General features: G+C 57.7%; 11 protein-coding genes. 8 read left to right on the top strand and 3 right to left on the bottom strand.

Going from position 1 to position 15395, the window contains the following annotated elements; all coding sequences use genetic code 11:
• Positions 1–60 precede the first annotated feature (60 nt).
• Positions 61–2763: a beta-glucosidase gene (locus tag KDX30_RS15390; protein ID WP_027901775.1), complete on the top strand. Its 2703-nt coding sequence runs from the start codon at positions 61–63 to the stop codon at positions 2761–2763.
• Between the two features lie 68 nt (positions 2764–2831).
• Here KDX30_RS15390 and KDX30_RS15385 read toward each other — a convergent pair whose 3' ends face one another.
• Positions 2832–3482 carry a TetR/AcrR family transcriptional regulator gene (locus KDX30_RS15385; RefSeq protein WP_027901774.1) on the bottom strand — a complete coding sequence of 217 codons (651 nt, stop codon included), beginning with the start codon at positions 3480–3482 and terminating at the stop codon, positions 2832–2834.
• Positions 3483–3756: 274 nt separating this feature from the next.
• On the opposite strand from KDX30_RS15385, the gene KDX30_RS15380 reads away from it, so the two are divergent.
• Entirely contained in the window at positions 3757–4698 is a 942-nt protein-coding gene (locus tag KDX30_RS15380) for an NUDIX hydrolase (RefSeq protein WP_231676792.1), read from the top strand.
• A 340-nt stretch (positions 4699–5038) separates the two neighbouring features.
• On the opposite strand, the gene KDX30_RS15375 is transcribed toward KDX30_RS15380, so the two are convergent.
• Complete coding sequence (locus tag KDX30_RS15375) at positions 5039–6217, bottom strand: XylR family transcriptional regulator (RefSeq protein ID WP_231676791.1); 1179 nt, start codon at positions 6215–6217, stop codon at positions 5039–5041.
• A gap of 203 nt (positions 6218–6420) precedes the next feature.
• Here KDX30_RS15375 and xylA point away from each other — a divergent pair, with 203 nt between their 5' ends.
• The 4 genes from xylA to KDX30_RS15355 all read left to right on the top strand — a co-directional run bounded on the left by xylA (position 6421) and on the right by KDX30_RS15355 (position 11763).
• Positions 6421–7737, top strand: coding sequence for a xylose isomerase (gene xylA / locus KDX30_RS15370; RefSeq protein ID WP_231676790.1), 1317 nt, complete (start codon positions 6421–6423; stop codon positions 7735–7737).
• 151 nt (positions 7738–7888) lie between these two features.
• Complete coding sequence (xylF, locus tag KDX30_RS15365; RefSeq protein ID WP_231676789.1) at positions 7889–8890, top strand: D-xylose ABC transporter substrate-binding protein; 1002 nt, start codon at positions 7889–7891, stop codon at positions 8888–8890.
• A 176-nt stretch (positions 8891–9066) separates the two neighbouring features.
• Positions 9067–10626 (top strand): D-xylose ABC transporter ATP-binding protein, encoded by a 1560-nt coding sequence (gene xylG / locus KDX30_RS15360; RefSeq protein WP_231676788.1) that lies wholly within the window; start codon positions 9067–9069, stop codon positions 10624–10626.
• Positions 10627–11763: a sugar ABC transporter permease gene (locus KDX30_RS15355; protein WP_231676787.1), complete on the top strand. Its 1137-nt coding sequence runs from the start codon at positions 10627–10629 to the stop codon at positions 11761–11763. It begins immediately after the preceding gene.
• A 139-nt stretch (positions 11764–11902) separates the two neighbouring features.
• Here KDX30_RS15355 and KDX30_RS15350 read toward each other — a convergent pair whose 3' ends face one another.
• Positions 11903–12775, bottom strand: coding sequence for an HDOD domain-containing protein (locus KDX30_RS15350; RefSeq protein WP_027901767.1), 873 nt, complete (start codon positions 12773–12775; stop codon positions 11903–11905).
• A gap of 250 nt (positions 12776–13025) precedes the next feature.
• On the opposite strand from KDX30_RS15350, the gene KDX30_RS15345 reads away from it, so the two are divergent.
• Together KDX30_RS15345 and KDX30_RS15340 are read left to right on the top strand one after the other, a co-directional pair.
• The gene (locus KDX30_RS15345; protein ID WP_122397558.1) at positions 13026–14165 is read left to right on the top strand and encodes a carbon-nitrogen hydrolase family protein; all 1140 of its coding nucleotides are present in this window, start codon (positions 13026–13028) and stop codon (positions 14163–14165) included.
• A gap of 2 nt (positions 14166–14167) precedes the next feature.
• The gene (locus tag KDX30_RS15340) at positions 14168–15208 is read left to right on the top strand and encodes an AraC family transcriptional regulator (RefSeq protein ID WP_231676786.1); all 1041 of its coding nucleotides are present in this window, start codon (positions 14168–14170) and stop codon (positions 15206–15208) included.
• The last annotated feature ends 187 nt before the right edge of the window (positions 15209–15395 follow it).

Here is a 15395-nt window from a genome sequence, read left to right as displayed (position 1 = left end):
GTCTTCGTTTGATACGCAGCACACACCCTATCGAACGAATTCAGGAGTAGCTCCATGTCCATGATCAAACAAGGCTTAGGCCTGAGTCTGCTTGCGTTGAGCATTGCTCAGGCAGGCACCGTAATGGCTGTCACCCCGATGACGGGCAATGAGGTCGAAGCGCGGGTTGGCGCGATGCTCGACAACATGACCCAGTCGGAAAAAATCAACTTCTCGCGCGTCGATGACGGACGCATGATTCCCAAGCTGGACAAGTTCAACCTGCAAGGCACAGTCGCCTACGACTCGGCCATGGGCGTGCTGGTCGGCGGCAAGACCTTCGGTGCGCAGTACCCGTCACCTTCGGCATTGGCCGCGACCTGGAGCATCAACCGGGCCAAGGAATTCGGTCTGGCGATTGGTTACGAAACCCGGATCGCTGGCGGTCAGCAAATGCTGTCTCCGGCCATCAACCTCTATCGCACCCCGTTCAACGGGCGCTCCGCCGAGTACATGAGTGGTGAAGATCCATTCCTCGGCGCAGTGTTGGCTCCGGCCGTCACTAACGGTATTCAGGTTCAGGGTGTTCAGTCTGCCGCCAAGCATTACCTGATGAACGAGCAAGAGGCGAACCGGCACTATCTGGACGTCAAAATTGACGAGCGCGCCATGCAGGAACTGTATCTGCCCGGCTTCGAATCGCTGGTCAAGAACTCGAACATTGCCTCGATCATGTGCGGTTACAACAAGATCAATGGCGAATATGCCTGTGAGAATCATCACCTGATCACTGACATCCTGAAAGGCCAGTGGGGCTTCCAGGGCAACGTGATGAGTGACTTCAACTCGGTTCAGGACGCGTTCAAAGGCGCCTGGGCAGGCACCGATATCGACATGCCAAGCGGCCTGCAATTCACTGAAGCCAAGTTGCTGCCCTATGTCTGGAACGGCCAACTGCATCAGAGCGTGATCGACGACAAAGTCCGCAGGAATCTCAGGGCACTGGTCAGCTACGGCTTTGACAAGGGCATCAACAAGGCTCAGCCTCTGGAGCACCGCGAGTACGGCCAACTGGCTGCGCTGAACGTCGCGAGGGAGTCGATTGTGCTCCTGCGCAACGAACCCGTAGACGGGCAGAAACCTCTGCTGCCACTGCCGAAAACGGCGAAGATCGCTGTCATCGGCGACCTGGCAATGCAGCCACCGACTGCGCCATTCGGTACCGCTTACTCAGCGCCTGCCAGCTATGTAACCGAACTCAGCGGCCTCAAGCAGCTGGCGTCGAGCACAAGCAATGTCGATTACCTGCCGCAGATGAGCCTCGATCCGAAATCGTCGGTCTGGTATCAGCCGGGTACGGGTAAAGGCAAAGGGAAAGAAGCCATCAGCAACACGGGTGTGAAAGCCGAGTACTACGCTAACACCACGTTGTCCGGCGATCCTGTTGCAACCCGCATCGAGCCAGGCCTCAACCTGAGCTGGATCACCAACACCAACGTAACCGACAGCGGCACCAGCGCGGTAACCGGTTACAACCCGGCACCGGGCGCGTTCTCGGCTCGCTTCACCAGCAAGATCAAACCTACCATCACCGGCCCGCACGTCTTCAAAGTCCGTGCCGATGGTGCCTACAAGCTCTGGATCAACGACGAGCTGGTGGTTGAGGATGAAGACAAGCAGGTTTCATTCGACCTGATTCCTGTGGTGCCACGTACCGTCAAGACTGTCGCGCTGAAAGCCGGCACCGAGTACAACGTGCGCCTGGAATATCGTCGACTCAAAGGCAATTACACCCCGGTGCTGGGCGGCATGAATGGCGTGCAATTGAGCTGGGCGTCGCTGCGTCCACCGACCAATCTGGCTGACTATGACGCAGTCGTGGTGGCAGCGGGCAGCAACTTCGAATACGAAGGCGAGTCCCTTGATCACCCGTTCGAACTGCCGCAATTTCAGTCTGAGTTGATCAGCTTCGTGCAGAGAGCCAACCCTAAAACCATCGTCGTGATGCACGGCGGCGGCGGTATGGATATGCAACCGTGGGCAACCAAGGTTGCTGCTTCCCTGCACGCCTGGTTCCCGGGTCAGCAAGGCGGTCAGGCACTGGCGGAAATCCTGTACGGCAAGGTCAACCCATCTGGCAAGCTGCCTATCACGCTGGACAAGAAAGTGCAGGACAACCCGAGCTTCGCCTCGTACTCCGATCCGGCACCGTACTACTTCAGCAGCCCTAAACCGCCGACTGAAATGACCTACAGCGAAGGCCTGTATCTGGGCTACCGCGGTTACGACAAGAACCATGCGAAGCCGCTCTACCCGTTCGGTTTCGGGATGTCGTACACGACATACCAATACAGCGACCTGAAGCTGTCGAGCAACGTTCTTGCACCTGGCGCAACCATCAAGGCCACGTTCACCGTGACCAACACGGGCGACAAGCCTGGTTTCGAAGTCGCTCAGCTGTATGTGCAGCCTTCAAAGCCACAAGTTGATCGTCCGGAAAAAGAGCTGAAGGGCTTCTCCAAGGTTTACCTGAAGCCGGGCGAAAGCAAAACCGTAACGATCCCGCTGGACTCCCGTTCGTTCGCCTACTATTCGCCTGACGCTGTCAGCTGGATCGTAGACCCGGGCAAGTTCAAGGTTCTGGTGGGCAAGGATTCGGAAGACCTGGCACTGAACCGCACCGTCGTCGCGCTGTATGGCGAGAAATTATCGACGCGTGAATCCAACCCTCTCCCGATTCCGCTGCGCAACGCAGTTCAGGTCAAGCCAGAACAGGCTTACTGAGTCACCTTCAAAAAGGCTTGATCGGTGGTTGCAACAACCACCGGTTACTGACCATCGAGCGGCCGTACTCAGTCGAGTCCGGCCTGCTTGAGGTCTGACGCCAAACGCTCAAGAAACCTCGCAAAAGCACGCTCGATCGGTACGTAATCGGGGGAGCGTAGCCATTGAATCTGCATTCCGTCCATCATCGACGCAATCTCAAGACTGACCTGCTTCACATCGGTGTCCGCGCGAATTTCGCCCGCTTCGATCAGCAGATTGAGTTGAGCGTTAATGTGGCCATGCACAATCTCAAAGCGTTCGCTGAACCACCGGTTGGCCGGGTGAGTCACGGACAGGCTTTCTGTGTTGATGATCATCAACGCCTGACTGACAGCAGCGTCTTCGGTACTGAACTTCATGATGAACTGCAGAAACGCTAAAAACCCGTCCAGCGACGCAACCTCATCAGCTTCCTGTAACCGGGATGCGATGTACTGATCCCGATGCTGCAAGACGGCGTGCAACAACGCGAGCTTATTAGGAAAGTGATGTAGCAACCCGACTTGCGATATGCCCGCGACCTTGGCAACGTTGGTCAGCGTAGCGCCCGCAAACCCGTCCCTGGCAAAAATCACCATGGCGGCCTGAATGATTTCCAGCTTGCGCATATCCCCTTTGGGGATGTGGCGACGCTTGGGAGGCGCGACCGGGTCAGGAATGGGAGTATTTTTTGGCATTTGAATAGCACTGTCCGTTGCGCAAATATGAAACCTGTCAGCGTATGGATTTCGCGCTGAAGCGTTCACTTATAGGCCAAACAGTACCCATAGAGAAATTTTCGGAAAATTCATCAGCGATGCACCAATGGATGTAACCCTACGCCCATGCAGTACGGGTGAAAAGCGTCCAGAACTGCACGTAGATCCAGTCGGTCGCGGAACATACCATGTGCCCTTGAAGCTGACAAATACACCACCGTTCGTAATACATGACCACAAAGGACTGCCCTCCATGGAAACACGCAAGGTTCGAATCACAGGCGAACATCTTCTGTCGGATAACTGGTATCTGCTGAAAAATATCGAGTTCGAAATGCCGCGCCGGGACGGCAGTTGGCAGGCAGTCACCCGCGAGGTATACGACAGGGGCAATGGTGCCACGATCGGGCTTTACAACCTGGCAAAACGGACGGTTATTCTCACTCGGCAATTTCGCATCCCGGCTTTCGTCAACGGGCACGATGGTTACTTGATCGAAGCGGCTGCGGGCCTGCTGGATAACGCCAGTCCCGAAGAGCGAATCCGCCTGGAAGCCGAAGAGGAAACCGGTTACCGGGTCAAATCGGTGCGCAAAATCTATGACGCGTTCATGAGCCCGGGCTCAGTGACTGAGCGCCTGCATTTCTTTGTCGGGGAATACCAGCCGGAAGATCGCATCAATGACGGTGGTGGACTGGTTGAAGAAGGCGAGGACATCGAAGTGCTGGAACTGCCCTTCGATCTGGCGCTGGAGATGGTCGACGACGGCCGGATCATGGACGGCAAAACCATTATCCTTCTGCAGTACATCAAACAGCTCATGCCTCCCTCTTCCGGCCTGATGATTCTGGTGGCAGGCCCTTACCGTTCGGGCACCGGCGATGACCCCGCCTTGCTGGAAGCCAATGTACAGGCCATGCAAGCAGCCGCCGCAGAACTGCTGAGTGCCGGGCACTTCCCGATGGTCGCAGAATGGGTCGCGCTACCTTTGGTGCAACTGACGGGTTCCAAAAGCATCGGTGACGAAGTGTTCCAGAAGCATTTCCATGAATACGCGAAAAAGCTGCTGCAACGCTGTGACGGCGTATTGCGCATCGGCGGCCCTTCCGAGGGCGCGGACCTGATGGTTGAACTGGCTCAGCAGCGGGGCTTGGCGGTGTATCGCGGCCTTGATGAGGTTCCACATATTCAATAAGGGGCTGACAACATTGGGCCTTTAGGCCCGCACCGAGGTTACGAGGCCAGCGATGGCGGCGTGTCTGACACACCGCCATCGCAGCCGTCGTGACCTCCGACAGCTCCTACAGAGGCCGGAGCGTGCACTCCATCTGTAGGAGCTGCCGAAGGCTGCGATTGGGATATGTCAGACACACCGCTATCGCAGCCGTCGTGACCTCCGACAGCTCCTACAGAGGCCGAAGCGTGCACTCCATCTGTAGGAGCTGCCGAAGGCTGCGATTGGGATATGTCAGACACACCGCCATCGCTGGCCTCGTAACCTCGGTGAGCTTCTACAAGATTGATTTGAAATGCCCTTAAACCAACACCTCCTGCCGATACTCAAGTGGCGTACAGCCAAACTCTCGACGGAATACGGTGTGCAAATACTGCGCAGATTTGAAACCGCAATTGCGTGCCGTGTCTGCAATGGTCGAGTCGGTGTTCTTCAGGCCATTGGCCGCTGCCTCAAGTTTGAAGCGCAGGATTTCGTCATGCACGCTGCAGCCCCGCGCCTGGCGAAAGTGCGACTCCAGCGATGAACGCGACACACCCACGTAAGCCGCGACTTGCGCGGTCTTGATGCCCTGGCAGGCATATTGGCGAATGAACAGCAGCGCTTGCATCACATAAGGATCCCCTAACGGCTGGTGCAGGCTCGATACCTGGACGTTGATCGAGTCCGGCGGAATCAGAATGTGCGTGCCCTTGGCTGGCATGCCGTGCAGCATTTGATGCAGCAATTGCGCGGCCGTGCGCCCCATGGTTTCGGTGCCCTGGCTGACGGAGCTCAAAGGCACGCGGGTCAGGCTACGCGTGAGCGGATCGTTATCGATGCCGATCAGCGCCACCTGCTCCGGAACAGAAATCCCTGCCGTCAGACAGGCCTGCAACAATTGCCGTGCGCGGGCGTCACTGACGGCAATGATGCCGATGGGTTTAGGCAGGCTGTGCAGCCACGCGATCTGCTGCTCGACGGCGCTGTTCCAGAGTGGCGCGCTGGTACCCATGCCGCGGTAGATCTCGCCGTGCAGGCCATCGCGCTGCATCAGCTTGCGAAAAGCTTTTTCCCGCTCCTGAGCCCAACGATTGGCTTGCGCTTCAGGCAGGCTGAAGCAGGCAAAACAGGTCAGTCCGGCTTCGATCAGGTGCTCATACGCCAGCGTCATCAGCGCCTGATTATCAGTGGCGACGTAAGGAATACCTTGCGGATAGTCACGCTCGTTTTCATATGAACCGCCGACCGCCACCACCGGCAACCTGATTCCGGCCAGCGCCTCGCCAATCATCGGGTCATCGAAGTCGGCAATGATCCCGTCGCCCTGCCAGCGCTCGATACCTTTCAGGCGGCAGAGAAAGTCCTCCTCCAGAAACAAATCCCAGGAGGCGCGAGTACTGCTCAAGTAGTTGCCGATACCGCTGATGATGCCGCGGTCGTAGATTTTGCCGCCGTTGAACAACAGTGCAACGCGGTGAACAGGCGGTACGGTTTTCATTGTTATTGTCCTGGGCCGGCCCGAGGTTATCGAAACAGACTAGGCGCGGCGCCGCAGAATCTCAATACGCAAAATCGCACTCCGTGTTGATGATTTTCATAATCGGGAGCAACTGGACCGTTGCTAGTATCGAAGCACCGACAAGAGCAATCGATTAGAACATTCGATTAGAACAACCGATAAAAACAAAAAGGACATTGCGAATGCCATATTTCCCCGATATCGACCGAATTCGCTACGAAGGCCCCGACAGCGATTCGCCCCTCGCCTTTCGCCACTACGATGCGAACAAAATCATCATGGGCAAACCGATGCGCGAGCACCTGCGCATGGCGGCCTGTTACTGGCACACGTTCGTCTGGCCCGGTTCCGATGTGTTCGGCGCAGGCACCTTCAAACGCCAATGGCAGCGCCCCGGCGACCCGCTGGAAGTGGCGATGGGCAAGGCGGAGGCGGCATTCGAGTTCTTCACCAAACTGGGCATCGACTATTACTGCTTCCATGACACCGATGTTGCCCCGGAAGGCAGCTCACTCAAGGAGTACCGCAATAATTTTGCGCAAATGGTCGACCATCTGGAGCGCCATCAGGAACAAAGCGGCATCAAGCTTTTGTGGGGCACCGCCAACTGTTTCAGCAATCCGCGCTTTGCTGCTGGCGCTGCGAGCAATCCTGATCCGGAAGTCTTCGCCTGTGCCGCTGCGCAGGTGTTCAGCGCCATGAACGCAACCCAGCGTCTCGGTGGCGCCAACTACGTGTTATGGGGCGGACGCGAGGGCTACGAAACGCTCCTCAATACGGACTTGAAACGCGAGCGCGAGCAGCTGGGCCGCTTTATGCGCATGGTGGTTGAGCACAAGCACCAGATCAATTTCAAAGGCGACCTGCTGATCGAGCCCAAACCGCAGGAGCCGACCAAACACCAATACGATTACGACAGCGCCACCGTGTTTGGCTTTTTGCAGCAGTTCGGCCTGGAAAACGAAATCAAGGTCAACATCGAGGCCAACCACGCGACCCTGGCCGGTCATAGCTTTCATCACGAAATCGCGACGGCTGCCTCTTTAGGGATTTTCGGCAGCATCGATGCCAACCGCGGCGACCCACAAAACGGCTGGGACACTGACCAGTTCCCCAACAGCGTCGAGGAAATGACTCTCGCCACTTACGAAATCCTCAAAGCAGGCGGGTTCAAAAACGGTGGGTTCAACTTCGACTCCAAGGTGCGTCGTCAGAGCCTGGACGAAGTCGATCTGTTCCACGGGCATGTCGCGGCGATGGATGTTCTCGCCCTATCCCTGGAACGCGCTGCGGCCATGCTGGAGAACGACCGGCTTCAGCACTTCAAGGACCAACGCTACGCGGGCTGGCAGCAGCCATTGGGCCAGGGAGTGCTGGCGGGCGAGTTCACCCTTCAGTCACTGGCCGAACATGCCTTTGCCAAAGAGCTTAATCCGCAAGCCGTCAGCGGCAGGCAGGAAATGCTCGAAAACGTTGTTAACCAGTTCATTTATCGCTGATCGCAATCGAGGTCTACGGGCACCGCAATCCGGTTACATTCGCGCGACAAATCTGTGCTCGCGGTGCCTTGCGAGTCTCTACAGTTCTACCAGCACGATATTCATCGTCAGGCAGTCGCTTCTAAAAACAACAATAAAAGGACGCACCACTATGAAGAGTTTTAAACGCACGCTACTGGTTGGCGCTTTGGCGCTGCTGTCTATTCCGGCCATGGCCGACCCTGCTCATCCGAAAATCGGCTTTTCCATCGATGACCTGCGCCTGGAACGCTGGTCCCGCGACCGCGATTACTTTGTCGCGGCGGCGGAAAAAATGGATGCCAAGGTCTTTGTACAATCGGCCGATGCCAACGAGCAGAAGCAGATTTCGCAGATCGAGAACCTCATTTCCCGTGGCGTCGATGTCATCGTGATCGTGCCATTCAATGCCACAGTGCTGACCAACGCAGTGGCCGAGGCGAAGAAAGCCGGGATCAAGGTCGTGTCCTATGACCGGTTGATTCTCAATGCTGACATCGACGCGTACATCTCCTTCGATAACGAAAAGGTGGGTGAGATGCAGGCCAGCGGCGTGTTGAAAGCAGCGCCCAAGGGTAATTACTTTTTGCTCGGCGGCGCGCCGACCGACAACAACGCGAAAGTGCTGCGCGAAGGCCAGATGAAGGTGTTGCAGCCAGCGATCGACAAGGGCGATATCAAAATCGTCGGCCAGCAGTGGGTAAAAGAGTGGAACCCGACTGAAGCGCTGAGCATCGTCGAGAACGCCCTGACCCGTAACGACAACAAGATCGACGGCATCGTTGCCTCCAACGACGCCACCGCAGGCGGTGCCATTCAGGCACTGGCCGCACAGAAGCTGGCGGGCAAGGTGCCGATTTCGGGCCAGGATGCCGACCTCGCAGCGGTCAAGCGCGTGATCGATGGCACGCAGACCATGACTGTCTACAAGCCGCTGAAACTCATCGCCTCCGAAGCGGCCAAGCTCTCGGTGCAACTGGCGCGCAATGAAAAACCCACCTACAGCTCGCAGTACGACAACGGCAGCAAGAAAGTCGACACCATCCTGCTCACGCCGACCCCGTTGACCAAGGACAACATTGATCTGCTGGAAAAAGACGGGTTCTACACCAAGGCGCAGATTGAGGGTAAGTGATCTGAGCGCGCACCTCGCTCCGATCAAAAAATGCATTCCTCTGGATTGAAATGCATTTTCTGTAGGAGCTGCCGAAGGCTGCGAAGGCATCCGTCCTGACACACCGCCATCGCAGCCTTCGGCAGCTCCTACAGAAACCGTGTCTGCCTGCACCCGCTTATTTCTGAGCATTCGCCATGTCCGAATACCTGCTGCAAATGAATGGCATCGTCAAAACGTTCGACGGGGTAAAAGCCCTCAACGGCATTGATATCAATGTCAGGCCAGGAGAATGCGTCGGCCTGTGTGGCGAAAATGGCGCGGGTAAATCCACGCTGATGAAAGTGCTGTCGGCGGTCTATCCGCATGGCACCTGGGAAGGCGAAATTCTCTGGGACGGTCAGCCGCTGAAAGCACAGTCGATCAGCGAAACCGAAGCGGCCGGGATCGTGATCATTCACCAGGAACTGACCCTGGTACCCGATCTGTCGGTGACCGAGAACATCTTTATGGGCCACGAGATGACCCTGTTCGGCGGGCGCATGAATTACCCCGCCATGACCCACCGCGCCGAAGCCCTGATGCGCGAGCTGAAAGTTCCGGACATGAACGTTTCGCTGCCGGTTTCCCAATACGGCGGCGGCTATCAGCAACTGGTGGAAATCGCCAAAGCGCTGAACAAGCAGGCGCGGCTGTTGATCCTTGATGAGCCCTCGTCAGCCTTGACCCGTTCTGAGATCGAGGTACTGCTGGATATCATCCACGACCTCAAGTCCAAAGGCGTTGCATGCGTCTACATCTCTCACAAACTCGATGAAGTCGCCGCTGTATGCGACACCATTTCAGTGATCCGTGACGGCAAACACATCGCCACCACCGCGATGGCAGACATGGACATTGCCCGGATCATCACCCAGATGGTCGGGCGTGAAATGAGCAACGTGTACCCCACCGAACCCCATGACATTGGCGAAGTGATTTTCGAGGCGCGCCATATCACCTGCTACGACGTCGACAATCCAAAGCGCAAACGTGTCGACGATATTTCATTCGCCCTCAAGCGTGGCGAGATACTCGGCATCGCCGGGCTGGTCGGCGCAGGCCGCACGGAACTGGTCTCGGCATTATTCGGTGCCTACCCCGGCCGCCACGAGGGCGAAGCCTGGCTGGACGGAAAACTCGTCGACACCCGCACGCCGCTGAAATCCATTCGTGCCGGACTGTGCATGGTCCCCGAAGATCGCAAGCGCCAGGGCATCATTCCCGATCTGGGGGTCGGCCAAAACATCACCCTCGCAGTGCTGGACTCATACTCCAGACTGACCCGCATTGACGCCGAAGCCGAACTGGACAGCATCGACAAGGAAATCTCGCGCATGCACCTCAAGACCGCGAGCCCGTTCCTGCCGATCACCAGCCTGTCGGGCGGCAATCAGCAAAAAGCCGTCCTGGCGAAAATGCTGCTGACCCAGCCCCGAGTGCTGATTCTCGATGAGCCCACCCGAGGCGTGGATGTGGGCGCCAAATACGAGATCTACAAATTGATGGGAGCGCTGGCGGCCGCGGGCGTGTCGATCATCATGGTGTCTTCGGAGCTGGCCGAAGTACTCGGCGTCTCCGACCGGGTGCTGGTCATCGGCGAAGGCCAGCTACGGGGTGACTTCATCAACCACAACCTCACTCAGGAGCAGTTACTCGCCGCAGCCCTCAGTCAAACCGCTGACCCTAACAACAATAATGATCGGAAGTCCGCGTAGATGAATCAGGTCAAACAGCTCTTCACACGCTACAAAATGCTTGCGCTGGTCATCGCCGTGGCGGTCATCTGGCTGTTCTTCAGTTGGCAGACCGACGGTGGATTCCTGACCCCGCGCAATCTTTCCAACTTGCTGCGGCAAATGTCCATCACGGGAATACTTGCCTGCGGCATGGTGCTGGTGATCATCAGTGGCGAAATCGACCTGTCGGTCGGATCATTGCTCGGGCTGCTCGGTGGACTGGCGGCCATTCTTGACGTGGTTTATCACATCCCACTGTTGGCCAACCTGAGCCTCGTCGCGCTGTGCGGGCTGATGATTGGCCTTGCCAATGGCTACATGACGGCGTACCTGCGCATCCCGTCGTTCATCGTCGGTCTGGGCGGCATGCTGGCGTTCCGCGGCATTCTGCTGGGCATTACCGGCGGCACAACTATCGCCCCGGTCTCGCCGGAACTGGTGTACGTCGGTCAGGGATATCTGCCGCATTCGGTCGGAACGGGACTGGGCATCGTGCTGTTCGCGCTGACGCTTTACCTGACCTGGAAACAACGTCGCAATCGCGCCGTCCACGGTCTGGCGGCACATTCATTGGTGCGGGACGTCTTGCGTGTCGTGTTGATCGGCGCGGTGCTGGCCGGATTCGTCCAGACCCTCAACAGCTACGACGGCATCCCGGTGCCGGTGCTGCTCTTGCTGGTCCTTTTGGGTGTGTTCAGTTACGTCACCAGCCAGACCGTGTTCGGCCGACGGGTTTATTCGGTGGGCAGCAATATGGAGGCGACGCGGCTGTCCGGCATCAATGTGCAGGCCGTCAAACTGTGGATCTTCGGGATTATGGGCGTGATGTGTGCGCTAGCCGGCATGGTCAACACCGCACGCCTGGCGGCGGGCTCGCCTTCTGCCGGAAGCATGGGCGAACTCGACGCCATCGCCGCCTGCTTCATCGGCGGCACCTCGATGCGCGGCGGCTCCGGCACCGTTTACGGCGCGCTGCTCGGTGCACTGGTCATCACAAGTCTGGACAACGGCATGTCCATGCTCGACGTGGACAGCTACTGGCAGATGATCGTCAAAGGCAGCATTCTGGTATTGGCGGTTTGGGTGGATGTCAGTACCCGGATGGGGCGGCGTTGATCGCGCATGTGGCTTGAAATGCATTCCCGGTAGGAGCCAACTTGTTGGCGAGGCTTAATTCCTGACGATGCAGGCCTGACGTCTCGCCAACAAGTTGGCCTACAGGTCAACCGTTTGGCCTATCACGAGGCATTACGCCTCAATGCGCACCCAACTCACGAATATTCGCCTTCAATTCCTGGAAGTCATACTCGGACAAGCCGACGTAATCGAGTACCAGGTGGCTGATGGAGTTCCACTCATGATCGGCGCTTTCCTTGCCCAGTATCCGGTAGGACTCGCAGATGTGTTCGGCCATTTTCAGAATCGCCAGCAGATTCTTCACCTGACTGTGCTGTCCCGAATCATCACTGAACACCGCGTAGGCGTTGTGATGCCGGGCGATGGTCGTTGACATGTGTTCCGGCAACCGCCAGGCCTTTGCGGTGTAGTAACCCACGACGGCGTGGTTGGTGTTGAAGGCTTTGTTTTCCACGTCGACGATGCGCTGCTGGTCACTGGCGCCCGCGTACCCCTGCTCCAGCACCGACATGTAGCCCGGGAATTTCTTGTACATCAATGGCACGCCGCAATCATGGAACAGGCCCAGGGCGTAGGCTTCATCGACGGCCTGCGAGCCAAGCCGTTTGGCCAGCGCCAGACACGTCATGGCGATGTCTTGCGCGGTGTCCCAGAAGCGGTTGAGGGTCACGATGGACTCATCGTTCATGCCGCCGCGAATGGACAAGCCGTTGACGATGTTGATCACCGAACGACTGCCCAACAGATTCACAGCGCGCTGAATCGACGAGATCCGGTTGCTCAAACCGAAGTAGCTGGAGTTGACGATCTTGAGCAGCGCCCCTGCAATACCGGGGTCCTGGGAAATCAAGCGGGCGATCTCGGCCAGATCGGGGTCCGGCATGTACTGCTCGATCTGCAGGTCCACCAGGATCTGTGGTTGCGGCGGCACGATGATGCCCTGCAAGGCCTGTTTGACTTTCTCGTCGGTAAACTCGGGCTCTGATGACATACGCTTCCCTGGACACTCACTCAATACGTGATATGGCCCGACTCTAGCGAATAGAAAAGACATTTGCGATGGGGCATTGCCTGATTGACAAAGCCACCGGCTACTGACGATGGTTGTGTAACTGATACCACTCGACAAAAAACCCGGCCATGAATGGAAAAAAGTTCGTTAAGCCGTTGTTTTCCCGTAGTCTCGGCACACATAACCTTACACAGCAACTACTCGGGATTGTCAGCACTCCAACTTACTTATGCGTACATTTTTCACTATTGCTTTTGGCTTCGTACTCACGGCTGCGCTTGTCGGCTACGGCTTCTGGACTGAGCAGCGTCCTGTGGGACACTACTTGTCCGACCTGCGAATCAAACTCGTGGTCGACGAAGGACAACCCAGTGAGCGCGGCAATCTGCTCGGCATTCAGCCGGAACTGTTCCCCGCCGATTATCAAAGTATCCAGCGCCTGCATCGCAAACTGGCAGCCTATCTGCAACAGGCTCGCGAGCAGGGTTTGATCAACAGCCGAACCATCGTCGTGCTGCCCGAACATGTGGGCACCTGGCTGGTTGCCAGTGGCGAGAAAAACGAGGTTTATCAGGCTGCCAGCATGGACGAAGCGCTGACCTGGATATCCCTGAGCAATCCGCTGAAATTCCTCGGTGCACTGCTTGGCGCCAAAGGTGACAGTCGGCTCGACGACGCCCACTTGCGCATGAAAGCCCCCGGTATGGCCGAGCAGTATCAAACTCTGTTCGGCGGTCTGGCCAAAGAGTTCGGCGTCACGCTGGTCGCAGGCTCCATCGTGCTGCCTGAGCCGGCCATCGACAACGGGAAACTGAAGCTCGGCAGCGGCCCGCTCTATAACAGCAGCGTGACGTTCGGCAGCGACGGCCAACCCCTCGGTCAGCCGCAACGGCAGTTGTTCCCGATGGCTTATCAACGCCGCTACGTGCACCCGGCCACTGACCTGAATGTACTCGACACTCCCGCTGGAAAGCTGGGCATATTGATTGGCAGCGACAGCTGGTACCCCGGCAATTACGCCAGCCTGAATAAACTGGGCGTCGAGCTGATTGCAGTGCCCGCCTTTGTCATTGGCACCGGCCACTGGGCCAGCCCGTGGCGCGGCTATCGCACCCCGGACCTGATCGGCGCAACAGGGCTGAACACCGGCAATATCACCGAGGGTGAAGCGTGGCAGCGTCTGACCCTGACCAGTCATGCACCGCTCAGCACCGCCAAAGCCGGAGTCAGTGTGTTCATGCGCGGTCAGCTATGGGATCAAGGCAGCTCGGGACACAGCTTCGCCAGCCGTGACGGCCAGCACATCGTCGAGCCATCGCCGGATGACAAGGCCCACCTGGGCGCACGCCTGATCAATATCTGGTTATGAGCATGACCCCATCACCCACTCGTCTTGGTGATCTGTCGGTGGGGTTTGTTCACAGCCTGGCCAATGCGGTGCGCAGTTTCGGGCAGGATCCGCAACCGTTGCTGGAGCAGTACGGCCTGGATCAGGCAAGACTGGCCGAAGCCGGGGCGCGCTTGTCCATTCCGCGTTACATGCGCCTGGGTCATGCCGCGATTCAACTCACCGGCCAGCCAAGCCTTGGTTTGCGCATGGGCCGTTCAAGCCATATCAGCCAGTGCGGTCTGGCAGGTGTGACCGCGGCGCAAGCCCCCAACGTCCGCGAGGCCGCTCGCACGCTGATCCGCTTTGAGGCGCTGTACGGTTCCAATTATCGCGGCCAGTCGAGCTTTCACGAAGACGCAGAAGGTGCCTGGTTGCGGTTCTATTCGATCAGCCCGTACAACGGCTATAACCGCTTCGTGGTGGACTCGATCATCGCCAGCTGGCTGCAGCAACTGTCCAGCCTTAGCGAAACTGAAGTGCGAGCGGAAAAGATCGAGATTGAGTTTGATGCGCCCGACTATGCCACCGAATATGCCGACCTGAGCGCACAGCCCATTACCTTCGCCGCCGCCACCAATCAGCTGCGTCTGAACCAGCACACGTTGAGCCTGCGCAACCCGCAGCATTGCCCCAGTACCTGGACCCATCTGCTGCAGCTGTGTGAAAAAGAACTTGAGCAACTGACCCGCACCCGCAGCTTGCGAGAGCGCATCACCCGTCTGCTCGGGCCTTTACTCAATGGTGGGAGCGAACCGGATCTGGAGGAGATTGCTGCCAGACTGAAACTACCCGCCTGGACCTTACGCCGCAAACTGGCCGAGGAAGGTACGGGCTTTCGCACTATCCTCAACGATACGCGGCGCGATCTGGCGATGACGTATATACGCGACACCGAGCTGGCATTCGGGGAGATTGCCTACTTGCTCGGCTTCGCGTCCGCTGAAGCGTTTCAACGAGCCTTCAAGCGCTGGACCAGCCAGACGCCTGGCGAATTTCGGCGTAGCCAGCGTGGACAGGGTTGAATAATCCGCCCGGCAAATACTGACCTGTAGGAGCTGCCGAAGGCTGCGATAGCAGTATGTCAGGAAATTTGCTTTCGCAGCCTTCGGCAGCTCCTTGTATGTTGCTCCTGCACCAAGGAGAAGGGTTAGTCTCTAAGGTGTGACATACGAGAAATACGTTTCTGGGGGAGGCCGATCGCTCCTGAAG

Source organism: Pseudomonas quasicaspiana (assembly GCF_021147825.1).
Lineage (GTDB): Bacteria > Pseudomonadota > Gammaproteobacteria > Pseudomonadales > Pseudomonadaceae > Aquipseudomonas > Aquipseudomonas quasicaspiana.
This window is presented reverse-complemented; position numbering and strand designations above follow the sequence as displayed.

Coding starts and splice junctions, on each gene's coding strand:
- KDX30_RS15390 (WP_027901775.1), top strand. CDS start 61: ATGATCAAACAAGGCTTAGGCCTGAGTCTGCTTGCGTTGAGCATTGCT.
- KDX30_RS15385 (WP_027901774.1), bottom strand. CDS start 3,482: ATGCCAAAAAATACTCCCATTCCTGACCCGGTCGCGCCTCCCAAGCGT.
- KDX30_RS15380 (WP_231676792.1), top strand. CDS start 3,757: ATGGAAACACGCAAGGTTCGAATCACAGGCGAACATCTTCTGTCGGAT.
- KDX30_RS15375 (WP_231676791.1), bottom strand. CDS start 6,217: ATGAAAACCGTACCGCCTGTTCACCGCGTTGCACTGTTGTTCAACGGC.
- xylA (WP_231676790.1), top strand. CDS start 6,421: ATGCCATATTTCCCCGATATCGACCGAATTCGCTACGAAGGCCCCGAC.
- xylF (WP_231676789.1), top strand. CDS start 7,889: ATGAAGAGTTTTAAACGCACGCTACTGGTTGGCGCTTTGGCGCTGCTG.
- xylG (WP_231676788.1), top strand. CDS start 9,067: ATGTCCGAATACCTGCTGCAAATGAATGGCATCGTCAAAACGTTCGAC.
- KDX30_RS15355 (WP_231676787.1), top strand. CDS start 10,627: ATGAATCAGGTCAAACAGCTCTTCACACGCTACAAAATGCTTGCGCTG.
- KDX30_RS15350 (WP_027901767.1), bottom strand. CDS start 12,775: ATGTCATCAGAGCCCGAGTTTACCGACGAGAAAGTCAAACAGGCCTTG.
- KDX30_RS15345 (WP_122397558.1), top strand. CDS start 13,026: ATGCGTACATTTTTCACTATTGCTTTTGGCTTCGTACTCACGGCTGCG.
- KDX30_RS15340 (WP_231676786.1), top strand. CDS start 14,168: ATGACCCCATCACCCACTCGTCTTGGTGATCTGTCGGTGGGGTTTGTT.